Source organism: Staphylococcus sp. IVB6181, from assembly GCF_025561445.1.
GTDB classification, from domain to species: domain Bacteria; phylum Bacillota; class Bacilli; order Staphylococcales; family Staphylococcaceae; genus Staphylococcus; species Staphylococcus simulans_B.
This window is the reverse complement of the sequence record NZ_CP095096.1, coordinates 593,926-616,391: the sequence shown is the minus strand read 5'-3', so window position 1 is coordinate 616,391 and position 22,466 is coordinate 593,926. Positions and strand designations below refer to the sequence as shown.

24 protein-coding genes are annotated in these 22,466 nt (G+C 37.1%); 4 read left to right on the top strand and 20 right to left on the bottom strand.

What is annotated here, in order from left to right:
- Positions 1–34: 34 nt before the first annotated feature.
- Entirely contained in the window at positions 35–1,033 is a 999-nt protein-coding gene (locus MUA90_RS02650; RefSeq protein WP_262588167.1) for a D-2-hydroxyacid dehydrogenase, read from the bottom strand.
- A 253-nt stretch (positions 1,034–1,286) separates the two neighbouring features.
- Between MUA90_RS02650 and MUA90_RS02645 the strand changes: the two genes are divergently transcribed.
- Positions 1,287–2,606: an ISL3 family transposase gene (locus MUA90_RS02645; protein WP_262586934.1), complete on the top strand. Its 1,320-nt coding sequence runs from the start codon at positions 1,287–1,289 to the stop codon at positions 2,604–2,606.
- A 114-nt stretch (positions 2,607–2,720) separates the two neighbouring features.
- Here MUA90_RS02645 and MUA90_RS02640 read toward each other — a convergent pair whose 3' ends face one another.
- The 6 genes from MUA90_RS02640 to MUA90_RS02615 all read right to left on the bottom strand — a co-directional run bounded on the left by MUA90_RS02640 (position 2,721) and on the right by MUA90_RS02615 (position 7,099).
- On the bottom strand, positions 2,721–3,392 hold the full coding sequence (locus tag MUA90_RS02640; RefSeq protein ID WP_262588166.1) for an NAD(P)H-dependent oxidoreductase: 672 nt from the start codon (positions 3,390–3,392) through the stop codon (positions 2,721–2,723).
- A 78-nt stretch (positions 3,393–3,470) separates the two neighbouring features.
- Entirely contained in the window at positions 3,471–4,001 is a 531-nt protein-coding gene (locus MUA90_RS02635) for an NAD(P)H-dependent oxidoreductase (RefSeq protein ID WP_262588164.1), read from the bottom strand.
- 74 nt (positions 4,002–4,075) lie between these two features.
- Positions 4,076–4,252, bottom strand: a complete 177-nt coding sequence (locus tag MUA90_RS02630) for a hypothetical protein (protein ID WP_162912115.1) — start codon at positions 4,250–4,252, stop codon at positions 4,076–4,078.
- Between the two features lie 178 nt (positions 4,253–4,430).
- The gene (sdaAA, locus tag MUA90_RS02625; protein WP_105993084.1) at positions 4,431–5,321 is read right to left on the bottom strand and encodes an L-serine ammonia-lyase, iron-sulfur-dependent, subunit alpha; all 891 of its coding nucleotides are present in this window, start codon (positions 5,319–5,321) and stop codon (positions 4,431–4,433) included.
- A gap of 13 nt (positions 5,322–5,334) precedes the next feature.
- Entirely contained in the window at positions 5,335–6,012 is a 678-nt protein-coding gene (gene sdaAB / locus MUA90_RS02620) for an L-serine ammonia-lyase, iron-sulfur-dependent subunit beta (protein WP_105993083.1), read from the bottom strand.
- 43 nt (positions 6,013–6,055) lie between these two features.
- Positions 6,056–7,099, bottom strand: a complete 1,044-nt coding sequence (locus MUA90_RS02615; protein ID WP_262588163.1) for a PTS sugar transporter subunit IIC — start codon at positions 7,097–7,099, stop codon at positions 6,056–6,058.
- Positions 7,100–7,855: 756 nt separating this feature from the next.
- Between MUA90_RS02615 and MUA90_RS02610 the strand changes: the two genes are divergently transcribed.
- Complete coding sequence (locus tag MUA90_RS02610; protein ID WP_262588162.1) at positions 7,856–8,425, top strand: hypothetical protein; 570 nt, start codon at positions 7,856–7,858, stop codon at positions 8,423–8,425.
- A 165-nt stretch (positions 8,426–8,590) separates the two neighbouring features.
- Here MUA90_RS02610 and MUA90_RS02605 read toward each other — a convergent pair whose 3' ends face one another.
- Together MUA90_RS02605 and MUA90_RS02600 are read right to left on the bottom strand one after the other, a co-directional pair.
- Entirely contained in the window at positions 8,591–9,616 is a 1,026-nt protein-coding gene (locus MUA90_RS02605) for a LacI family DNA-binding transcriptional regulator (protein WP_262588160.1), read from the bottom strand.
- Positions 9,617–9,679: 63 nt separating this feature from the next.
- Positions 9,680–10,447, bottom strand: coding sequence for an alpha/beta hydrolase (locus tag MUA90_RS02600; protein ID WP_114602666.1), 768 nt, complete (start codon positions 10,445–10,447; stop codon positions 9,680–9,682).
- A gap of 190 nt (positions 10,448–10,637) precedes the next feature.
- Here MUA90_RS02600 and MUA90_RS02595 point away from each other — a divergent pair, with 190 nt between their 5' ends.
- Positions 10,638–11,648, top strand: a complete 1,011-nt coding sequence (locus MUA90_RS02595; RefSeq protein ID WP_262588159.1) for a HoxN/HupN/NixA family nickel/cobalt transporter — start codon at positions 10,638–10,640, stop codon at positions 11,646–11,648.
- 51 nt (positions 11,649–11,699) lie between these two features.
- Here MUA90_RS02595 and MUA90_RS02590 read toward each other — a convergent pair whose 3' ends face one another.
- The 11 genes from MUA90_RS02590 to MUA90_RS02540 all read right to left on the bottom strand — a co-directional run bounded on the left by MUA90_RS02590 (position 11,700) and on the right by MUA90_RS02540 (position 21,518).
- The gene (locus MUA90_RS02590; protein WP_262588157.1) at positions 11,700–12,026 is read right to left on the bottom strand and encodes a branched-chain amino acid transporter permease; all 327 of its coding nucleotides are present in this window, start codon (positions 12,024–12,026) and stop codon (positions 11,700–11,702) included.
- Between the two features lies 1 nt (position 12,027).
- Positions 12,028–12,738: an AzlC family ABC transporter permease gene (locus tag MUA90_RS02585; RefSeq protein WP_262588156.1), complete on the bottom strand. Its 711-nt coding sequence runs from the start codon at positions 12,736–12,738 to the stop codon at positions 12,028–12,030.
- Positions 12,739–12,823: 85 nt separating this feature from the next.
- The gene (locus tag MUA90_RS02580) at positions 12,824–13,219 is read right to left on the bottom strand and encodes an acyl-CoA thioesterase (protein WP_262588154.1); all 396 of its coding nucleotides are present in this window, start codon (positions 13,217–13,219) and stop codon (positions 12,824–12,826) included.
- 78 nt (positions 13,220–13,297) lie between these two features.
- Complete coding sequence (locus tag MUA90_RS02575; RefSeq protein WP_262588153.1) at positions 13,298–13,855, bottom strand: GNAT family N-acetyltransferase; 558 nt, start codon at positions 13,853–13,855, stop codon at positions 13,298–13,300.
- 158 nt (positions 13,856–14,013) lie between these two features.
- Complete coding sequence (locus tag MUA90_RS02570; protein WP_262588152.1) at positions 14,014–15,756, bottom strand: pyruvate oxidase; 1,743 nt, start codon at positions 15,754–15,756, stop codon at positions 14,014–14,016.
- A gap of 109 nt (positions 15,757–15,865) precedes the next feature.
- On the bottom strand, positions 15,866–16,552 hold the full coding sequence (locus MUA90_RS02565; RefSeq protein ID WP_262588150.1) for an LrgB family protein: 687 nt from the start codon (positions 16,550–16,552) through the stop codon (positions 15,866–15,868).
- Positions 16,549–16,935, bottom strand: a complete 387-nt coding sequence (locus MUA90_RS02560; RefSeq protein WP_262588148.1) for a CidA/LrgA family protein — start codon at positions 16,933–16,935, stop codon at positions 16,549–16,551. Before MUA90_RS02560 ends, MUA90_RS02565 begins: the two co-directional genes overlap by 4 nt.
- A gap of 553 nt (positions 16,936–17,488) precedes the next feature.
- Positions 17,489–18,376: a cidABC operon transcriptional activator CidR gene (gene cidR, locus MUA90_RS02555; RefSeq protein ID WP_262588146.1), complete on the bottom strand. Its 888-nt coding sequence runs from the start codon at positions 18,374–18,376 to the stop codon at positions 17,489–17,491.
- A 150-nt stretch (positions 18,377–18,526) separates the two neighbouring features.
- Positions 18,527–19,717: an ABC transporter permease gene (locus tag MUA90_RS02550; RefSeq protein ID WP_262588144.1), complete on the bottom strand. Its 1,191-nt coding sequence runs from the start codon at positions 19,715–19,717 to the stop codon at positions 18,527–18,529.
- Positions 19,714–20,394: an ABC transporter ATP-binding protein gene (locus MUA90_RS02545; protein ID WP_262588143.1), complete on the bottom strand. Its 681-nt coding sequence runs from the start codon at positions 20,392–20,394 to the stop codon at positions 19,714–19,716. Before MUA90_RS02545 ends, MUA90_RS02550 begins: the two co-directional genes overlap by 4 nt.
- Complete coding sequence (locus tag MUA90_RS02540; RefSeq protein WP_262588142.1) at positions 20,391–21,518, bottom strand: efflux RND transporter periplasmic adaptor subunit; 1,128 nt, start codon at positions 21,516–21,518, stop codon at positions 20,391–20,393. The genes MUA90_RS02545 and MUA90_RS02540 overlap by 4 nt, the downstream gene beginning before the upstream one ends.
- 261 nt (positions 21,519–21,779) lie before the next feature.
- Between MUA90_RS02540 and MUA90_RS02535 the strand changes: the two genes are divergently transcribed.
- Entirely contained in the window at positions 21,780–22,400 is a 621-nt protein-coding gene (locus MUA90_RS02535; RefSeq protein WP_262588140.1) for a YIP1 family protein, read from the top strand.
- Positions 22,401–22,466: the final 66 nt, after the last annotated feature.

Genomic DNA, 22,466 nt, shown 5'->3' with positions numbered 1-22,466 from the left:
GTTCCCCCTTTCTGAAAATTGGTTCACGTACTTGTTAATTTACTCTATGCTGTGCATCTCCTGTATTCAATACTTCCATCGTACTATTCAATCCGCCTTCCGCAAGATTTTTCACAGCTTCATGTGTGAAGAACGCAATGTGCGGAGAAGCTAATACATCGTCGCGTCGAATTAATTCCAATAAATTTTCATCTTCGATTGTTTGTTCAGAAAAGTCCCTGCGATAATAATGTGCTTCATTTTCATACGTATCAATCACAGCACCTGATACTTTATTGCTGTTTAATGCATTAAGCAATGCCTCAGTCTCTACAACAGTACCGCGTGCCGCATTAACTAAAATGACACCATCTTTTAATTGTTCGAATACAGATTCATTAAACAAATGATACGTCTCTTTATTGCCCGGTACATGTAGTGAAACGATATCCGCTTCTGAAATTGCCTCAACTAAAGTGTCTTTATAGTCTACAATATTTTCAAGTTCAGGATTTTTGACTGGATCATAACCGACAATCTTGCATCCAAAACCATGGAATAATCGAGCAGTAACACTGCCGATACGTCCGATACCTACTACCGCGACCGTTAAATCTTTAACCGGACGCGAAATTAATGGTTGATCCCATACAAAGTTATGCTGCTGCATACGTTGTTGAATCAAAGGCACTTGTCTGACAAAATACAATGCTCCTGTCACCGCAAACTCAGCAATCGAACTTGGCGAATAACTCGGTACTGTCGTAATAATCAAATTATGCTTTGCAGCTTCCTCTAAATCATACATATCGAACCCTGCACTGCGCTGTGCAATTTGTTTGATACCGTAACTTGCTAAAATCGGATAGAAGTCCGAATTAAAAGGTCCGTTATGAGATAAAGAAAGGCCGTCATACCCTTTCACTGTTGCGATATTTTCTTTTGTCATCGATCCGCTCTCATAATCAACTTCAATGTTGTCGTGTTTTGCGGCCCAATTTTCAATTGCCGGCACTTCGTAAGGTGCCACGTTAAACATTTTAATTTTAACCATTGTAACGCTCCTTTATGTATTCATTCTATGAAGTAAGAATAAAATAGATTGATAGCTTTAATTATAGCAAATTTGCACCTATAACAAACACAAAATTCTGATAATTTATATTGTATAACTGAACAAAACAAAAGGGTTCTTCATCTTTTATGGTGGGAAGGTAAAACTTCCCGCCTTTTTCGATACACAAAAAGCGCAATTGCCTCTATAATTTAAAGTGACCAAACCCAAATTAAAGGAGACAAGTGCGCCTATGTGTAATGATACATTAGAAATACTAAGAATAAAAGATAAAAATATCAAATTTGTTAGCCAAGATATTGATGTAATAGTAAAAGGAAAGAAGTCTACGGTTGTTAATGCTGTACTTACGTATAAGCCTTCGGCTTGTCCTTGCTGCGGAATTAAAAATGAAGGACAAATTCATAAGCATGGTAAACGAGTTTCTCGTATTACCTTGCTTAAAACTCAAGGCTATAATACATATCTAAACTTAGCCAAACAGCGCTTTAAGTGTTTAGAGTGTAATACAACTTTTACTGCTGAAACTGATGTCGTAGATAAGACACGATTTATTTCTAATTATGTGAATCAAAAAATAATTGAAGAAGCCACGAAAGTCAAAACAGAAATAGATACTGCAGAAGACAACTGTGTTTCTCCATCTACAGTACGTCGTATTCGAAATAAAGCAGTCAATACTTTACTTATCAAGCCTTTCGATAATCTACCTGAACATTTGGCAATGGATGAATTTAGAAGTGTAAAGAGTGTGACTGGCTTAATGAGTTTTATATTTATTAACAATGACACACATGAATTTCTAGATGTCTTAGAAAACAGAACTTCGGGTTATTTAAAAGCTTATTTTGAACGCTTTGATCGAAAAAATAGACTTAAAGTTAAAACAATTACCATTGATATGTTTGAACCCTATTTATTCTTATTTAAAAAGCTCTTTCCTAATGCATCTATAATCTTTGATAGATTTCATATCGTTCAGCACATGAATAGAGAGTTAAACTTCTATCGCAGAGAAGTAATGAATCGTTATAAAGACAAAGAAGGAAGGGAATACCCTGTTTTAAAGAACAAATGGAGACTTCTTTTAACAGACAAACGTAAACTCTTCATGATGGATGGTATTTGGGATGGTTCCTTTAGATGTTATAAAAAAGGTTATGATCTAGTGAATTTTATGCTTCAAACAGATGAAAAGTTAAAAAATTCATACGAACTAGTACATGATTTACGCGAAAGTTTAAAATTATGTAATTGGAAAGATTTTATCAATCGTTTGAACGATGTTGATAAAAACTCAATCAGTAAAAACATATGGAAAGTAGTAACATTTTTTAGAAAGCACCAAGAAATACTTCGAAATACGATTTACAATCCCTTATTAAATAACGGTGCAATAGAGGGTATTAACAATAAAATAAAGTTAATTAAGCGAATTTCATATGGATACAGAAGCTTTAATAACTTAAGAAACCGTATAATGCTGGTATTTAGTTTATTTAAAAACAAAAAGAAAAAGACAACCAGACCCGTACATCGGATGGTTGTCTAAATGATAGAATTCGAAGAATTCCAATCAAAATTAAGTTCTTTAAATTATTCACCCACCACAAATGGTGGAGAACCAACAAAAGACCTGAGCTGCTTAACCCAGGTCTATAAAATATTATTCAATCCATTCAATAACGTCATCGTAAGCTTGACGTGTTTTGCCGCGTTTAGGTTCATCTGCACGATAACCGAATGCGACCATTACTGAGGGCAAGAATTCATCTTCATTCATAATACCTTCTTCAGAAAGCAATTGTGTGACCTCTTTCATACCGAAGCCTTCAATCGGACATGAGTCTACACCTAAGAACGCAGCAACAGACATCATATTGCCTAATGCAATGTAAGTTTGTTTGCTGGCCCAATCCCATAATGAACGTTCACTTTCATAAAGATCCAAACTGTCATTTTGGAACGCTTCATAACGTTGGTTCATATCGTCTAATATATCATCTGGTACATTTTTAATTTCTTTCATAATGTGTGTTAAGTATTCAGTACCTGGACGTACGTTTTTGCGTGCTAAGATAATCACAAAGTGAGAGGCAGTATCTAATTGGCCTTGTGCACCCCATGAGACTTCTTTTAATTTTTGGCGCAATGTTTCATTTTGAACGACTAGGAAACGCCATGGTTCTGATCCGATAGAACTTGGTGACAGACGTCCTGATTCAATAATTGTGTGGAAATCTTCTGAGCTGATTTTTTTATCTGGGTTGAAACGTTTTGTCGCATGTCTGAAATTGAATGCGTCTAAAATTTGTTCGCGTATCGCTTGTTGTTCCATTTATATTTCGCTCCTCATCATATGTAGTCACCTATAGTATAGTGGAGCCTATCAAGAGACTAAAGGAAACTGCTTAATTTAATAAGCTGAAAATTTTTCAAGGAAACGGATATAATCTGCCGTATTTCCAGCTAATTCTGATTTATTATTAATCTTGTCTGTTTCATATATCGCATGAATGTCGAAGAATTTTCCTCCGACTAAATGTACGACACCGATAATCGGCGAACAAATTTCTTCTAACGTAAATCCGATAGCATTATCTTTTTGATAATGGGCTTTCGGCTGACCGCATGACACTGCTAAAGCGAAACGTTTTCCTTTCAAGCCGTCCGAATCAAAATCAAAGTCTCCTGAATAAACTTGATCGAACCATTCTTGCAAGAGCGGCGGATAATTCAACCAGAATACAGGATACTGAAATACTATATGATTATATTGCGCTATGAGATGTTGTTCTTTTTCTACATCAATTTTGCCGTTAGGATACGCTTGATACAAATCATGTACATCCACTAACTCAGAATGCTGTTTTAGTTGTTCCTTCCAAGCTTGATTTACTGTGCTTTCGTTTAGGTTGGGATGTGCAATGATAACGAGTATTGACATGATATTCATCCTTTCAATGAAATAAAAAATGAGATGCCCTCGAAGTCATCTCATTTAGAAAGTTGCTGATTTAGTTATTCCCCTTTTATCTCCATCATTAACTTAGTGTAATAGAATAAGAATACAATGATCATACTGATTGACATAGACTTCAATAAGTTATTCATCATTGTCCCGATATCCGTCAGATAAAATGTGATAGCTGAGTTAATGATGAAAGCTACAAAAATTAATAATAATCGAGTTATCATATCCCATCATCCCCTTTTGACTAGTTTACCTATAAAAGTGATAATTTGCAATATAAATTTTGAATTTTGTGAAAATTTATAAATGCATAAAGAAAAACACACAACCTTTTAGTGATTGTGTGTTTCTCAAAAACCATTAATCTATCTTTTAAATGGAATTTACATATTTTATCAGCAATTATGATTTAACTTCAGAGTCTCCGAAGATTTTACGTTTGATTGCTTCACCTGTAGGTGTACCTGCTAAACCGCCTAAACCAGTTTCACGTAATTCAGCTGGTAAGTTACGACCTACTTTATCCATAGCTTCGATAACTTCATCAACTGGGATACGGCTTTCTACGCCAGCTAATGCTAAGTCAGCTGAAATTAATGCGTTGCCTGAACCGATCGCGTTACGCATAACACATGGAATTTCTACTAATCCTGCAACTGGGTCGCATACTAGACCTAAAAGGTTGCTGATTGCGATTGCTAAAGCATGACCAGATGCTTCAGGAGAACCGCCGAACGTTTCAACTGCCGCTGCTGCTGCAATTGCTGCTGCTGAACCTACTTCAGCTTGGCAGCCGCCAGTTGCGCCTGCAACACTTGCGTTGTTAGCTACAACACGTCCGCAGATTGAAGCTGCAAATAAGAAGTCTACCATTTGATCTTCTGTAAGATTGTGTGATGCTTCTAATTTGAATAGTGTACCTGGGATTGTACCCGAGGAACCAGCTGTCGGAGTTGCACAAATGATACCCATTGCTGCGTTAACTTCGTTTGTCGCAACTGCGCCCATAACCGCTTGCATCATTTCTTTACCAGCTAACGCGTGGTTGTTATCATTGTAGTTTTTGATTTTAATGGCATCTTGGCCAGTATACCCTGTAACACTTTTTACGCCTTCGCCAGTTGTCCCTTTTTCAACTGCGTCGCGCATTACTTCTAAGTTTGTTCTCATTTGTTCGCGGATTTCTTCACGAGATTTACCGCTCAATTCCATCTCTTCTTGAATCATAATTTCTGAGAATTTCATATCATGTTCATTCGCATAATCTATGATCTCTTTAATTGAATCAAACATACATTACACCTCTTTATTTTATATATGCAAAGTTTAAGTCGCTATACTTTTCTCTCAATTTATTCAGTACGTCTTCTGATAAAGCTTTGTTTAAATGCAATGCCATTAAACAGCCATCAGGATTAATTGTTTTAATTTCTTCGTTGATGTCTGCACCATGTTCGATTAAATCGTTAATCAAATGGTTGATTGTCGCATTATCTGTTGGTCCATCGATTTCTAATAATGGTAAACCATGGTTCATTAGAATACATTGACCATTGACATTAATGCTTTTGATTTTAATTGTACCGCCGCCGATTGAAATACCGTTTAATTCAATGTGGCGATCTCCTTGTTTTGCTTTGATTAATGCACAGTTAGGGTGTTCACCTAAGCTTCTGCCTGTTTCTTCAATGAAACGAACACCGATACCTTCATCTTTTGCGATATCTACTGCGTTTTTAATACGTTCGTCGAACGTACTGTAACCGAGTAAACCTCCGATAATCGCAACATCAGTACCGTGACCTAAATGTGTTTGTGCGAACGATTCATAATAATGAACTTCAATATCTTCTGGTTCGCCTTGCAATACCATTCTTGCTGCGTTGCCTATTTTAACTGCACCTGCAGTGTGTGAACTTGATGGTCCCATCATTACTGGACCTATGATATCAAATGCGCTTTGGTAGTCATGTTTACGTGCCATAGCGTAATGTCATCTCCTTAATCTCTTTATAAGAAATGTTCTATTAATTTGCTTCTGACGGTTGAGCTTTTTTACCTGGTAGTTTGTCAGTAATTTTCTTGAAGTTGATTTTTTGGATTACTTTACCTAAAATCCAGCCAAGAATGATACTTGTTACAATGACAGCTACGATTGTAATAGCTGATGGAATAGGTTTGTTGAATCCGAATAATACAATAGCACCAGCTATTGGTGTTGCCATTCCCGTTACATTGATTACTAAACCTGCAATAGTAACGATGATCGCGTTAAACATACCGACAATGGCGTTTGCGCCATAGAGTTGAATCGGATACTTCGCTATCGTATCAATTTGTGTTAATGGTTCAACTGCAACAGCGAATGCTTTACCTAAGCCGCCGATTTTAAGTGTTCTGAATAACATGAAGTTAACGAATGATGAACCTGTACAAGCTAATGCACCGATTGCCATTGGAACACCTGTTAAGCCTAATAGACTTGTTAATACCATAGAACTTAATGGTGTCATACCTACTACTGGAACGATTAAACCTAAAATAACTGCGAGTGCATATGGATTGTTGTCACCAACTGCTGTAATCGCACCACCGATTTGTCTTAACACAGCCATTACTCCTGGTGAAATTAATCCAGCGATTCCGAATGTTAATGCCGGAGCCACTAAAATCACTACAATCAAGTCTAAGCCTTCTGGTACTTTTTTCTCAATTAATTTAATTAAGAAGCTGACTAAGTAAGCTGCGATAAATGCAGGAAGTAATTTTTGATCGTGTAATACTAAACCGATGATTACTGCGAAAACAGGTGAGATACCCATTTTCATACCTGTTAAAATACCTACTGCGATACCGCTTAAACTCCCAGCCATATCTCCTATTCTTTGGAAGAATTCAATGTGAAACACACCGCCGATTGCGTAACTTAAGAACGCTTGCGGCAAGAATGTCGCACAAGCAGCACCTGATAGTGCTTGCAGCCCCTGTTTACCGTAAGGAGCGAACTTTAAGAATAAAGACATTGCTAATAGGACTAGCAATAACGTCCCAGTTCCTAAAATAATATCCATGCCAAATGACCTCTTTTCCTACTATATTTAATTTTCCTACCACCGACATCATACTACCTTTGATGAAGCGTTTTCAATAGCTTAATTATATTAATTGTGAACATATTGCGAATAATTTCACAAACTATTTAATTAGGTTATAATTACTCTGTTTTCTTGATATATATTCCTAAATATTCGTACTTTGTATATAAAGTTGTCACAATTAGTATAAACATCTATTGATATTTCAAACACTAAATCATAAATAAAAATAATCTACGAACCCGAAAAATAATGATAATAACTCCCTTTAGCTTTTTATCATCATTTGTCTATACAAATTATTTTCCACATGTAACTATAACACTTTGCAAAATAACTTTAAACCAACGAATTATACACAATTTGTCGGGTTTAGTCCTTCATGCCCTGACACTCCAAGTTTTCATAGACCTTTCATAGTGAAAATGTTCTAATATACTGAATATTTACGAAGTTTATCAATCCTTTAACTCAGATTAAATCCTGCTTAACATTCCTATGCCATCCTAGAGTTGAAGAAGTTGAACATTAAAGTGCTGACGGAAAGCAATACTATTCTTATTTATCATTTGTACATCCCAATGAACCCTTCATAAATAACATATCCGCAGCTGCTTTCAACTTTCTTCGTTGTTGTCGAAATCGTCTGTTTCATCCTTTTGGATTTACACATTGCCAGTTGACACCATGGATGACATGACACTTTCATTTTGGAATAGGAGTGTTGTTTTCATGCGTATGAAGTTAAGTAAAGAGAAATGCTTGCTTCATGTTTCAACAATCGCTTTAAGCGGTTTACTATTTACTAATATGCCTGGAGTGATAAACGCTGCCGAAAATAATGATGTCTCAAACGAACAGTCCGCTAAGCAATCCGCTTTGGTCCAAAATTCAGAAACATCTCAATCCCTTGATGACAACCCTAACGCATCAAGTACAACTCTTGTGGCTGATGGTGCAGAAGATCAACCCGATACTGCTTCTTCATCAAATACTCACACGCGCCCTTCAGCAGCAAGCAAAGCAGATGCAAATGAAGTTAGCAAAGCAGCAGCTGCTGAGTCCACAACCCATCAGCAAAAAGCGGTACAAAACAATGAGAATCAAAAATCAGCAGCAGCTTCAGAAGGTCAAACTGGGCAAGATGCAAGCACAAAACATCAAAGCGAACAATCATCATATGCTGCCTTGCCAAAAGCAGGACACGTTGACCATCCAGAATCAGGTGCTGTCATAGCCATTATTATTGGTATTGTAATATTCACTGTTGCCCTTATAAGGGTGCGCAGACAAAACCCTTAAATGTATCCGTTAAACAAACAATCAAAAGCATTTTAAAAATCCCTAGTGTATCATTTCTAAAATCCCTAAAAAAACAGACCTCGTCACATGCTATGTCTTTTCTCCCTTTCTTTAAGACATGCTGACCAGGTCTGTTTTTATTGTATTATTTTGTTTTCACGTACTTTATAGATGTTTACGGCTGGATGCTCTCTCGTTCAAACGTGCGGCTAACCAATCTGATGCAATCGTATCGGTTTCGCCATCAAAGTACTGTTTCAATCGCTTGAAAATCGATGCGCCGATCGTTTCTGAATCAATACCGACAGAAGTCAGTTCAGGCGCATGTACTTTATTCCAGCTGTTTTCTTCTAATGTAACGACTGCGACATCTTCTGGTACAGATAACTCTTGTGCTTTCAATGCTTGCAAAATACCAGTCAGCATCGCATGGTTCGCTGCGATTAATGCTGTCGGATGCTGTGCTTGACTGAATAATGCTTGAGTTGTCTCATAACCATAACGCTCTGTCGCATTTAAACTTAAATCTGTATATTGATACGCAATCAGGCGCTCATCCATTTGAAATTCAAAATCTTCAAGTGCAGCTTTATAGCCCATTCTGGAATCTGCTGTCGCACTGGATGCTTCATTGCCTAGAATCAGTGCAATGGCTTTATGATTGTGCTGCAATAAATGTTCTGCTGCTCGATATGTTGTATCTTCGTAGTTCATACCGATATACGGCAATAAACCGTCTTCAATTTGATTATCAATAATAACCATCGGAATATCTCTCCAGCGTTTCGCAATACGCATTTGTGCAGAAACCGGAGATACGATGATGCCGTCGACTTGTTGTGAAACGAACCAATCGATCAATGCATCTTGACGCGCAGCTTGTTCATTAGAAGCCATCGCAATAATACGAATGCCTTCAGAACCTTCTTGATGTTCTATCGCATCGATAATCGAAGCATAATAGGCATCATGTCTCGGCATAATAAATGCGATAGTCTTAACACTTTCTCCGCGTAAAGATTGAATATAGCGACTGGGTTCATAACCTAACATTTCTAATGCTTCAACGACACGTGTACGTGCATTATCATTTGCCACATGGCGTTTATCTTCTAAAATCTGATTGACTGTCGCAATCGAGAGTCCAGAAATTCTCGCAATATCATGTAACGTAGGTTGTGTTTTCTTCATTTTCATTCATACTCCTTGAGTGGTTGGAATGCTTCGCAACAAAAAATCATCTTGAAAATCTGATTATTTCGCTGCCTCATCCATCGACATTTCAAATTCTAACCAATTTACAATATCTGATAATAACATACCACGATATGAAGATACATTTAATAACTCATGATCCAGCCCATCATAAATTCTTAAAGCTTTATGCGTTGTTTTGGATTTTTTGAAGAACTCTATCGCATCATCCGAACTTACTACTCTGTCGCTGCCGCCATGCATTATTAATACTCTGTCATCAAACTTTGAAAACTCGATATCCATTTTGCGTACCGCTTCACGAAACGTCTTAATCATCATATGCTTCTTCAAATTTTCTTCTCTGCCATGACTTTGAAGCTCAACAGATTGATCCACCGCATCATCACGAAAGACCGGCTGGCCTGTCGGCGATAACCCGCCAGCAGAAATATAACCGTATACTTGATGCGGATATCTGATACCGAATAATGTAGCTATCGTACCGCCTACACCATGCCCCAAGATAAACACTTTGCCGTGCAAGTTGTCTTTCACATAATCCACAACTGCTTTCAAATCTTCAATCACTACATCCACATGGTCCAACAGCTTCTCTTCCCCGGGAGTATTGCCATGACCGCGCTGATCATAACGAATTACATTATAGTCGTACTCATTAAAAAACGAAGCCACACTATCATAATCATCTAAGTCTTCCGTTAATCCCTGCACAATAATTAAGTTCGCGATAGGTCTTTCCCCTAATGTGATCTTGCTGTAAAGGTTCACATCGTCAAATGATGAAATATAATTGATGTCTGACACATTCAAAACCTCTCTCTCTTTCAATCCTTAAAATTACCATTATACTTCCTTTACCCCTTACACATGATGACATACACGCTGATGTCTTTTTCTTTGAAAACATACAATAACCTTTTACTTTCACCGGCCTCAGTATTAAAATAATAACGTTGCTTAACACTAAATTTAAACAGAAAGCAGTTGACACCTATTGAATCATCATCTTATACCTAAACAACCTATCCTCCCCTATTTGATTATTGTCGCAGCGTTGCATGGGCTGGGATTGCTATTTTTATTTATCGCAGGACAAACACATCCTGTGCTGTTCGGCATGGGACTGTTAGCTTATACTTTAGGACTGAGACATGCTTTTGATGCTGACCATATTGCCGCAATCGATAATACAGTACGTAAATTAATGCAAGAAAAGAAAAATCCGATCGGCGTCGGCTTTTATTTCTCTATCGGCCATTCCAGTGTCGTATTTATAATGGCGTTGCTGCTGGGAATTTCAGTCCGCTTTGCGAAACATCAGCTGCCTGCTTTCCAAGCTGCCGGTGGTATCATCGGCACGATTGTTTCCGGTATGTTCTTACTGTTAATCGGTATTTTGAATTTAATCATTCTTATCGCATTGATACGTTTGTTTATGCGCTTGCGTTCAGAGCATCTGCACCACGAACAGTTAGATGAACTGCTCGCTTCACGCGGCTTGATCAACCGCTTCGTCGGTCCTTATTTCAAATGTATCAATCAAAGCTGGCATGTATTGCCGTTAGGCTTCCTCTTTGGATTAGTGTTTGATACTGCAAGTGAAATTGCTTTACTGGCGCTCTCTTCAGGGGCCTCTGAACAATCCATTTCACTCATCGGCATCTTAGCCTTGCCGCTGCTCTTTGCGGCCGGCATGAGTTTGTTAGATAAATTAGACGGCCTATTAATGCAGTCCGCATATCATTGGGCTTTCTTAAAACCTGTACGCAAAATCTATTACAATATCACAATCACTGCGATATCTGTTATTGCGGCACTTATCATCGGTATGGTAGAACTTATGCAAATTCTGATTGATCACTTCCATTTGCAAGGCGGCTTTTGGAATACTATCGCAGCCATTGAATTCGACCACTTAGGTTATATTCTTGTTGCGGTCTTCATTTTGATATGGATGCTTTCTGTCTTTATTTGGAAAACAAATCGATTCGAAGAAAGCCATTAACAAACAACTATAATTTTAAAAAAGCAATCCATGCATCATGATGGATTGCTTTTAAAATACAAATTGCACTAATAACATATAGACAATCGTTCCCCCTGCAATAGATATCAGCATATTGCGTTTAATGACATGCAATAAGATGATGACTAATATTGCGATTAGTTCAGGCATGCCATGATTGCCGGTTAACACAGGTGTTTTGCGTAAAGCATAGACGACTAAAAATCCAAATACTGCAGCAGGCAGTACAGTACCGAGATATTGAATAAATTTAGGTGTCGGCTTGTCTTTCGAGAAAATCAAAAACGGCAAGAATCGAGTTAACATTGTCCCGATGACGACCACACCGATTGTGATAATTTGCTGCGTCAAAGTCATATTAAGCCACACCCTTTCTGCTGAAATAGCCTCTCAACAACGTTAAAGCAATGACAATTAAAATCATTGAAGGCAAGATAAAGTGGTTCGGTCCAAAGAGGATGAGGCAAATTGTCGGTAAGATTAACCCGATAAGTGCACTGGCATGATTCTTTTCTTTAAGCCATGATTCTAAGAAAATGACCACAAAGAGAGCAACCATCACAAAGTCTAAGCCTGTAGTATCAAACTTGATAAACACACCGAACCAGCTGCCGACTGTTGTGCCTAAGAACCAATAAATCTGATTGAGCAATGTGACATAAAACATAAACAATGTGCGGTCCACATGTTTAGGTACATTTGCCATATTATTGATGACAAAGGTCTCATCACACATCCCAAAAATCAAATACGGTTTATATTTGCCTGTGCCTTTAAAGCGGTCTAACATCGAAATACCATAAAATAAATGTCTGGAATTCAGCATCAGCGTCAGAATAAAGACACTAAAAGGATTAAACGGCGCAAGCAATAAACTGCCGGCCACAAATTCCATAGAACCTGCGAAAATCAATAAACTCATCAACATTGCATAAATAGGATGAAATCCTAACGAATGCATATAAATCCCGTACGCAATGCCGATAAAAGAAAAACCCGCAAAGATGGGGATGGTTTGAGGGAAAGCAGCTTTAAGCGCTGTTAAATGCGGATGTTGCTGGTGTGTCATGCCTATCATGCCTCTTTTCTGATATGTATATTACAAAATCTCCGAAAACATAGTGTTTTCGAAGATTGACCATTACTAGTGTGCATTAAATATTTCTGAAGACATCTGGAACAGGTATGATTTTCTGTTCTTCCAAATTGAAAAAGCCGCCGTATTGCTTGCCTTTGCAATGTACTTTATCACCTGAACTGATTTCAAATTCAAAGACCCATTTCATTCGGCTGATTTTTGTTAACCAGCATCTGCCGACCGGGCAATCATGAATTGTGACTGGTATTTTATAATCTGCTTCAGTATGCATCAAAATCGGAGAAATCGATTGTTTCATCATTTCAGAATAATTCATATGCTGATTAATAAATAACGTTCTTAAATCTTCAAACCATCGGATATATACAATGTTGCTGACAATGCCCATTGCATCTATGTCATAGCCGTTGACTTCTATTTCACTTTCTGCGACTAATTTACGCTCATTCATTACTGACAACTCCTATCTCGAAACTTACGTTATCAGTATAACAAAACTCCTTTAAACGTTGACAGGCGTTACCTTAATTTATAATGAATTTTGTGAATTGAATTCACGCTTAAGCAATGCATATCTTACAAAATCTTCATATTGTCCACGTTCATACAATTCTTCTTTATCGGTACCGACATATTGAAATCCTGCACGTTTAGCTACGTTTATACTTGGTTCATTTTTGATATTCGCATGAATCGATAATTTATTCAGGTTCAATGAATTAAATGCAAAGTCGCATAGTGCAGTCAAACAACGTGTCATAATCCCTCGACCATTATATTGACTGCTCAGCCAATAGCCTACCCAGGCTTTCTGATGATCTTGGTTCACTTGATGCAAGTCTATCGTACCTACGAGCTGGTCTTGATAGTAAATTAAAAATAATCTGCCTGTGCCTCTTGATTGATGTGCAAGCATCAATTTAATAAATTCTATCTCATCTTGAACTGAAAGCGTGTGATCAATAAAAGGAAGATAAGTTGAGAGGAACGCTCTTTCTTGCTCAATCACATTAAATAACGATTGTGCCATTTGTATTTCTGGCTGCACGAGTTTCAAATTATCATCTATCGGAAGGTATAACATCATTAGCACAATCCCCTGCTTTCTCTTTTGAATAATATCCTGATTATAGTAGAATTAACTGAATATTTCAATATCGATTAAAGAGAAAAAAGCAACGTGTAATGAAACGAATCATTACACGCTGCTTGAATATTAGAAATTATATTTGATTATCTCTCAAATTATAAGAAACGTTTTGCTGCTACTGAAAGCGGTGGAATTTCTTCTAAGTCTAATTTTTTATCTTCAGTAATAGATCTGTATGCCCATTTAGCATAGTTGATTGCTTCGTCAGGTACGATTTTACCTGGAAGTGGTGCAGCATTTGCATCAACGTGTACGTCAACGATTGTTGGACGGTCTTCGTTTAATGCAGCTTCAACGATAGTGTCGATGTCAGCTGGGTCTTTCAATGTGTAACCAGCACCGCCGCATGCTTCAGCGAATTTAGCCATATCCATATCTGAGAAGTCGATAGCATATTCTAATTCACCAGCTGCTTGTTGTTCATATTTGATGAATGCCAATTCTTTGTTGTTCATGATGAAGATAACCATCGGCATGTTGTATTGAACTGCAGTTGCGAAGTCTTGCATTACCATTTGGAATGCACCGTCACCAGCGATACCGATAACTTGACGGTTAGGGAATGCTACGTTAGAAGCAATTGCTCCTGGTAATGCACAACCCATAGTACCTAACCAGCTTGAAATAATGAATTCGTTGCTTGGTTTAAGGCTTAGGTAACGTGTAGACCAAACTGTAGATGTACCTACGTCGATTGAGTAAACAGCATCGTTGTCTGCTTCTCTGTTGATTGCACCCATTAAGTGTTCTGGACGAATTGGGAATGCATCATTATCAAGGTCTTTTTGCATCCATTCTTTCCAAGTTTTCATGTTATCTAAAGCTTCGTCTAAGAATTTACGGCTTTTAACTGGTTTCACTAAGTCGTTTAATTCGATTAATGAAGTTTTAGCGTCGCCGATAATTCCAGAGTTCACTTTGAAACGGTGTCCGATTGCTTTCGGATCAACGTCGATTTGAACTGCTTTGATATTTTTCTTAGGTAGATAGTCAACGTAAGGATAGTTTGTACCAACCATGATTAATAAGTCAGCATTTTGCATTGCTTGATATGCTGGTTTAGTACCGATTTTACCAATATTTCCTAAGTTGTACGGGTGATCATCAGGGATGATTGTTTTAGCTGGTAAAGTAATGATTGTAGGGATTTTAGCTTTGTTAATGAAAGCTTCTACTTCCGGACCAGCATGTTTAGCACCAGTACCCATTAATAATACAGGTTTTTTAGCTTTGTTGATTAATTTAGCTGCTTTTTTAATTTTAGCTTGGTTTGGAGCTGGGATTGTTGGGCGTTTTTTATTAACTGGTTTGTTAGTTGTGTCTTTAACTTTGCGAGTTAATAAGTTGTTAGGCAAGATTAAAGTTGCCACACCTTTTTTCTCATAAGCTGTTTTGATAGCTTCGTTTACGATACCGAAGATATCATCATCTTTTTCGCTGATTTGACGGTTGTAAACAGAAACATCATTACATAAGTCTAATAAGTTTGTTTCTTGGAAAGCTTTAGTTCCTAATAAGTTGCTGTTAGATTGACCAACTAATACTAATTGAGGAACACCGTCCATTTTAGCGTCATACATACCATTTAATAAGTGGATTGCACCTGGTCCTCCGATTGCTAATGACACGCCGATTTTACCAGTAAGTTTAGTGTAAGATGCTGCTGCTAAGCTTCCTACTTCTTCATGACGAACATGATAGAATTTGATTTGTTCGCTTACTGTACGCAAGCTGTCTACTACCGCATCGATTGAGTCGCCAGGGATTCCGTATAAATGATCAATATCCCATTGTAGTAACGCTTCTACAAGTGCTTGATTTGCTTTAATTTTTGCCATTTTAAAAATAGCCCCTTTCTATTCATTAAAAAAAGTAACTGTATTCAAACTACCCTTTAGTTAGTGTTTGATACTTCGTTATGCTTGAGCGTCGTTATATATAAAACTCTTAATAAAACAAAATGATAAGAATCGGTAATAATACAGAACTGATAACTGCAGTTAAAATCATACCGATTGAACTGAATGCACCGGATTCTAAATCCAATTCCAGTGCTTTAGCCGTACCGAACGCATGAGATGCATTTCCGAATGCAAGCCCTTTTGCAATGGAAGTTCTGAAGTTGCCCATGCGAAGCAGCATTGAACCAAGCATACTGCCGATTAAACCAGTCGTAATAATGAACAATACTGTAATCGTATCCGCACCGCCCATCTGATGCGATACTTGGATACCGACTGCTGCAGTAATTGATCTTGGCAACAGTGTTACAATTTCTTCCTTATCGAAGCCTAGAATCTTCAACGAGAAATAAACTAACACAAAGTTGAGTAATACGCCAGTTAATACGCTTGTAAAAATAATATTAAAATTCTCAAAGATTTTATGACGGTTAATATACAGCGGATATGCTAAACATACAACCGTACAGCTCAGCAGATAATTGATTAAATGTCCGCCGGCCATGTAAGAATTATAATTCTGGCGGAATAATAATAACACGATTATGATTCCGATTGAAGCAACTAAGGCTGGATTTAAAAACGGACTTGGGAACCGTTTGTGCAATTTCTTTGCTGCGATATACATGAATACTGTGAGCAAGATCATAACGATGTCTTTAATAATAATCATAATGTGTGACTCCCCTTATCACCATGGAGTCTTCTAGCCATTTTCTCGGCAATAAGCCCAGAGACGTAAGCGACAGCAATTGTGCCGAGAATAATGACGCCGAAGAACACAATAAAATTAAGGTGAATGTCGCCTATGATATCCATTACACCAACGACAGATGGAATAAAGAAAAAGACCATCGTTGTTAAAAGGAAGTTTGAACCCGCTTCGACCCATTTGACAGGTATAATTTTAAATTGTAAAAGTAGGAAAAAGAGTCCTAGGCCGACGATACTTCCAGCTAATGGAATATGCAAAAGGCGTTGAAGGGTGTTGCCTAAATACGTGATGCCCATAATCAAGATAATTTGAAAGATAATCTTTAAAACTTTCGATGTCATAAGCTAACACCTTTCTTTTGTTTAACTGTATAAATGGTCATTTTCATGTCGGTTCTGGTGTCTGAACCTAAGTGTCCATCATCATTTATACATATTCTTTTGACTTACATTCCCTATTGTATGACAATTTTGTGTATCATAAAAATATCGATTTTAGATAGTATCTATTACTTTTTTCTATGTAAGCGATACCATCTATTGCTTTTCATTCAAATCGAAATTTTCTGAAGATTACACCATGGCCATACAGTATTTACCCCTTTATCCTATTGTTAGCATTCGGCATTGTTTCGCAAAAACACGGCTGCTCGGCTTTACCGAACAACCACTGCTTTAATCTTGCTTAAACGCACAAGTATGACAGTTATAGATTGATTTGAATCAGGTTTTGCTTCAAACATTCGCTTTTAACCGCTTTATGACATTTAGATGAACTTTATTGATCTGCTGCTTCTTCATAACGTACAGTTATCTATCTTGCTACATATACCATATACTTTATGCTTTAAAAGCGGCATACCCTACAACTGTTTGTAAAGTACGCCGCTCTTTCTTAATCTTGCATCGTTAATGATGATTTCATGTAATCAATGTATTCTCTTGTCGCATAATTAATATATTTTTCTTTCTTCCATATAACTCCTAATTGCCATCGCATCGCAGTATCATTAATCTTTGAGCTATGTATCGGACCGTTTAGCATCTTAACGATATTTTCCGGAAGAATACTGACACCTAATCCGGCAGTTAATAAGTTTTCGATAAAGTTCCACTGAGAAATTTTAGAAATCGTTTTCGGTACAAAGCCAGACCGCTTCGCAGTTTCAATAATCTTATCATTTAAATAGAAATCTTCATTAAATAAGATAAAGTCCTCATTTGCGAGTTCATGCATCTCTACGACCTCTCTATCTGCAAGCGGATGTGTTTCGCTGACAACCAAAAGTAAATCTTCTGTGTAGAGCGGAATCGATTCAAAGATTGCACTATCTACAGGCAATGTTGTAATACCGATATCGATCTCATTATTGATAATTTGAGACTCTAACGCTTTACCGCCGTTTTCTACTAAGTTATAAGTAATGTTTGGATACAGCTGGTGGAAGTTTCCTAATGTTTCAATGAATTTATTCATATTCATAACCGCAGATAAACCAATACTTATATGTCCTGCTTCAAGCCCTTTAAGCTGATTGACTTCTTTCGGCAGATTCTCGAAAAGATTCATAATTTCCAATGACTTTTTATAAAAGATTTCACCGCTGTCTGTTAAGGTTAAATGACGCTTGCTGCGATCAAATAAAGCACTGCCGAGTTCATTTTCTAAATCTTTAATTGCTTTACTGATTGTCGGCTGTGCAATAAACAACTCTCTGGATGCATTCGTCATACCCCCGTATTGTACCACTGCGATAAAGTATCCCATTTGTTTAATATCCAAAACCTTTGTACCCCCTTTCAGAACGTTTTTAATTCGTTAAATTAAACATATCCACTTTCAAAGAAATAATCAACTGCTTCTCTAAAATGTACCCGATATTCTCATTATAAAAAACCGAGGAACGATAACGTTCACCCGGTTAAAAAAAGACTATTTAATGATATCAATTAATTCTTTCTTAGCTGCTGCACGTGCAGGAATCCAACCGAAAACAATACCGATTAAAGATGAGACACCTACAGCAAGCAGCACAGATCCTAGAGTCACTGCACTCTTAATATAATCCGGTGTGACCGCATCAACAAGAGAGGCAATCGCAATACCTAATACTAATCCGATGATGCCCCCGATTAAACATAAGACCACACTTTCAACTAAGAACTGTATTTCGATATCTCTTGCTTTTGCGCCGAAAGCACGTCTTATTGCAATTTCTTCAGAACGTTCAGCAACTGAAATATACATCACATTCATTACACCGATACCGGCAATGAATAGTGAAATACCAGCGACTGCCGCTACGAAATAAGTAATCGCATCAAATACTTTTTCGATACCCTTCATCATTTGTTCCATATCAGAGTACTGATAACTGCCATTGGCTTGTCCGGTGCCTTTTTTACTTAAAGTCTTTGCAACTTTTTGTGCAACGTCTTTCTTATTCGAACCTTCTTCGATTTTCACTTCCAACTGCACAAAATCTTGTGTCAGATTCGGCAAGTAGCGTTCAAAAGTCTTTATTGGCATATGCACTGTATTTGTTTCAAATTGATCACCATTAGTGACACCTGCAATTTTAAAACCTTGACCATTAATATATAAGGTACGGTTTACAGCTTTTTTGGGTTGATGGAACAATGATTTCGCCAGCTTTTTATCTATCGTTACTACTTTTTCAGCTAAATCATTGTCATCTTCTGTAAACCCTTTGCCTTTACTGACCTTTTTATAATGCTTATTAATGTAAATGTTCGCATCGCCGTTCTTTTGAGAATTGGTCACTTTAGCTTTGAATGACTGGTTTTTATCTTGTTTCTTTTGTGCTTTTTCAACACCCTCTACATTTTCTGCTAAAGTGATATCGCTAGGTGAAAACGGATCGATTTTATCATTGCTGCTGCTATCCAGAGATTGCATATAACTGATTAAAGCTGTATCTTTGCTGGCACCTGAATCTGAAAATTGTTCATTAGCCGTTTTCTTAAATCCGTTACCTAAAGACATGATGGTAATGACTGCCGCAATACCGATAATAATACCGATCATTGTAAAGATATTGCGGCGTTTGTTTTTCATAATAGAGCGTAATGATACCGCCAGAATGTTTGAAAATCGGTTCATTTTACCACCTCTTCTTCTTGGATGCGTCCATCTAAGATATGAATAATGCGGTCTGCTTTTTCTGCGACAGCTCTATCATGTGTCACCATAATCATGGTCGTATGCTTTTCCTTATTCAAACGTGTAAATAACTGCATGATATCTTCAGAAGTTTTCGAGTCTAATGCTCCTGTCGGTTCATCTGCGATGATGAATTCCGGTTCGTTGACTACAGAACGCGCAATCGCAACACGCTGCTGCTGACCTCCGGATAATTTATTGGGCACTAAATGCTCTTTGTCATACAACCCTACATTATGCAGTGTTTCTATTACACGCTGCTTGCGTTCTTGACTGCCGATACCTGCATAAACTAAAGGAATGCTGACATTTTCCAACACTGTATTATTTTGAATCAGCTTGAAGTTTTGAAAGACAAATCCTACCACACGGTTTCTGATTTCTGCGAGTTGGTTATCAGAACTTTCTTTATAACTTTTATCGTTGAAATAGTAGTTGCCTTCATAACCTCTGTCAATGAAGCCGATAATATTGATCAGCGTACTTTTCCCTGAACCGGAAGGACCCATGATTGCGATGAATTCCCCTTTCTTTATTTCCAGGGAAATATCCTTTAAGATATGGTTCACCTTGTTGCCATTTTTAAAAGAACGATTAATCTTATCCAGCTTAATCATTGTTTCACCTCAATTGCATCACCATTTTTCAGAGATGCTTTCGGGTGTTTTACTAAACGTTCTCCAGTTTTGACTCCTGACTTCACATAAATATCGCCATTTTGTTTTTCAATTTTCACTTTACGTTTCTCAACTTTATTATCTTTATTCAGCACATAAACAGTATTATCTTTGCCTAATACATTAGACGGCAGTTTCACTTTATCTGTCGTAACAGCTGCATCTAAAGATAATCCTGGACGTACCGGTGATGACAATTGTCCGATGAGCACCGTATATTTAGATGCATCACTTGCATCTCCTTTGCCGGAAATATCATTCACAACTGGATTTGATGCTTGTGCTGTATCCATACCTTCTTCTGATGAGTCTCCGCCTTGGGCGGCTGCTGCGCCGCTCATACCGCCGCTGTTTAATTGTTCTTCATAGTTTGTCGGCAATTCAGAGATTTTTAAAATTTCACCGAAACCTTTTTTCCCTGTACTGCTTACAGTATATTCGACTTTTTGGCCTTCTTTGATTTTGCTTAAATCATATTCAGAGACTGTTGTTTTGATTTGCGGATTTTTTGAAATCAATTGCAGAATAGTATCTCCTTCATTAGGATTTTCATCTTGTTCGATTTCAATTTTGCCGTCAAATGCCGCGAACAAACTGTCATTGATTTGATTATCTAATTGATTTAAAGATTGATTCGCTTTATCTAACTGGCTTTGTGCATCAGATAATTGTTGATTTGCTTGTGTATCATTCGGTGCACGATTGACCGCTTCTTGTGCCTTTTGTCTTGCTTGTTCTGCTTCATTCACTTTATTTACAAGACTTTGACGCTGATGATTATTAGTATTATAAGTAATAATTTGTTGACCTTTCTCAACTTCTTGGCCGTCTGAAACGGTAGTATTGATATAATCCCCTATCGACGAATTATTTTTATAAGACTTCACTGTTTCTGGAGAAGCCTTGCCTTGCATAGTTAACGGGCTTTCTTTTTTAACTTTAAAGACTTGATATGTATCCTCACTATTCGATGTACCGGTTGCATTCTTCACAATCACAGCAACAATAAATAAGACTAAAACAGCTGCGATGATCGAAGCAATCCAAATAAGTTTCTTCTTCACACTGATTTTCTCTCCTTGCTTTGATTTTATTACTTCATTTGCATAATATCACAACTTAAAAATAAATAAATACCTTTACTGTAATTAAATTAGAAATTAAAATTCTTTAACTAACCTCTAATATTGATTCTATAATCTTTATCAAAAACACTGCATGAAAATGCAGAATTAAAGTATATTTTTCAATTTTAAGAAACCTATTTATTATAATAAACAATTATGATACGCTTTTGTTGAAATAAAAAAGAGAAGGAGTACAGCATGGAACATTCAAAATTACTATTAGGTTCAAACTTCCAAAAGTACAGAGAACATCCGAAATGGATCATCAACTTAATCATTTGGATTGTAATCGCACTTGCAACTTTATGGATTACTTCAGTCGCTACAGATTGGACACAAGTCTTAAAGGACAGCAATCAAGAAATGAATCAGGCACAACTTGAACAATTCAAGTCCTTTATGATTCCCATAACTATTATTTCAGGAATTGTCGGGCAATTATTCTATCTGTTGTTTGCCTATCTGATTGTTTGGGGCATTGCGAGAATTTTTAAATCAGATGTAAGAAAAAGAAGTATCTTTGCAGGTACACTCTTCGCATTTTTAATCAGTTCGCTTGTCGCATTCGTAGTTGTAGGTATTCAAGCGATTGTAGGTTTAGACGTTGCACAAATTTCAATTACCAGCTTGAATATATTTGACAGTGGAAATAAAGTATTAGGAGTATTTAATCTTCAAACTTTATTATCTGGTTATTTATTCGGCTTGCTGCTTTATAAAACATGCAAGTTATCTGGAAAAGTTTCTATAATATTCGGTGTTATCTTAGTCGTATTATCTGTCGGTTTCGGCTTAATCGGCGCAATGGTGCAACCGTAAAAAAATCAGGAGCAGATGAACACATTCACGTTCATCTGCTCCTTTTTCAACTTCTCGCTACCTATT

Coding starts and splice junctions, on each gene's coding strand:
- MUA90_RS02535 (WP_262588140.1), top strand. CDS start 21,780: ATGGAACATTCAAAATTACTATTAGGTTCAAACTTCCAAAAGTACAGA.
- MUA90_RS02650 (WP_262588167.1), bottom strand. CDS start 1,033: ATGGTTAAAATTAAAATGTTTAACGTGGCACCTTACGAAGTGCCGGCA.
- MUA90_RS02630 (WP_162912115.1), bottom strand. CDS start 4,252: ATGATAACTCGATTATTATTAATTTTTGTAGCTTTCATCATTAACTCA.
- MUA90_RS02565 (WP_262588150.1), bottom strand. CDS start 16,552: ATGATTATTATTAAAGACATCGTTATGATCTTGCTCACAGTATTCATG.
- MUA90_RS02580 (WP_262588154.1), bottom strand. CDS start 13,219: ATGAATGAGCGTAAATTAGTCGCAGAAAGTGAAATAGAAGTCAACGGC.
- MUA90_RS02640 (WP_262588166.1), bottom strand. CDS start 3,392: ATGGAACAACAAGCGATACGCGAACAAATTTTAGACGCATTCAATTTC.
- MUA90_RS02545 (WP_262588143.1), bottom strand. CDS start 20,394: ATGATTAAGCTGGATAAGATTAATCGTTCTTTTAAAAATGGCAACAAG.
- MUA90_RS02635 (WP_262588164.1), bottom strand. CDS start 4,001: ATGTCAATACTCGTTATCATTGCACATCCCAACCTAAACGAAAGCACA.
- MUA90_RS02570 (WP_262588152.1), bottom strand. CDS start 15,756: ATGGCAAAAATTAAAGCAAATCAAGCACTTGTAGAAGCGTTACTACAA.
- sdaAB (WP_105993083.1), bottom strand. CDS start 6,012: ATGGCACGTAAACATGACTACCAAAGCGCATTTGATATCATAGGTCCA.
- sdaAA (WP_105993084.1), bottom strand. CDS start 5,321: ATGTTTGATTCAATTAAAGAGATCATAGATTATGCGAATGAACATGAT.
- MUA90_RS02575 (WP_262588153.1), bottom strand. CDS start 13,855: ATGATGTTATACCTTCCGATAGATGATAATTTGAAACTCGTGCAGCCA.
- MUA90_RS02560 (WP_262588148.1), bottom strand. CDS start 16,935: ATGACATCGAAAGTTTTAAAGATTATCTTTCAAATTATCTTGATTATG.
- MUA90_RS02610 (WP_262588162.1), top strand. CDS start 7,856: ATGCGTATGAAGTTAAGTAAAGAGAAATGCTTGCTTCATGTTTCAACA.
- MUA90_RS02615 (WP_262588163.1), bottom strand. CDS start 7,099: ATGGATATTATTTTAGGAACTGGGACGTTATTGCTAGTCCTATTAGCA.
- MUA90_RS02645 (WP_262586934.1), top strand. CDS start 1,287: ATGTGTAATGATACATTAGAAATACTAAGAATAAAAGATAAAAATATC.
- MUA90_RS02550 (WP_262588144.1), bottom strand. CDS start 19,717: ATGAACCGATTTTCAAACATTCTGGCGGTATCATTACGCTCTATTATG.
- MUA90_RS02590 (WP_262588157.1), bottom strand. CDS start 12,026: ATGACTTTGACGCAGCAAATTATCACAATCGGTGTGGTCGTCATCGGG.
- MUA90_RS02585 (WP_262588156.1), bottom strand. CDS start 12,738: ATGACACACCAGCAACATCCGCATTTAACAGCGCTTAAAGCTGCTTTC.
- MUA90_RS02605 (WP_262588160.1), bottom strand. CDS start 9,616: ATGAAGAAAACACAACCTACGTTACATGATATTGCGAGAATTTCTGGA.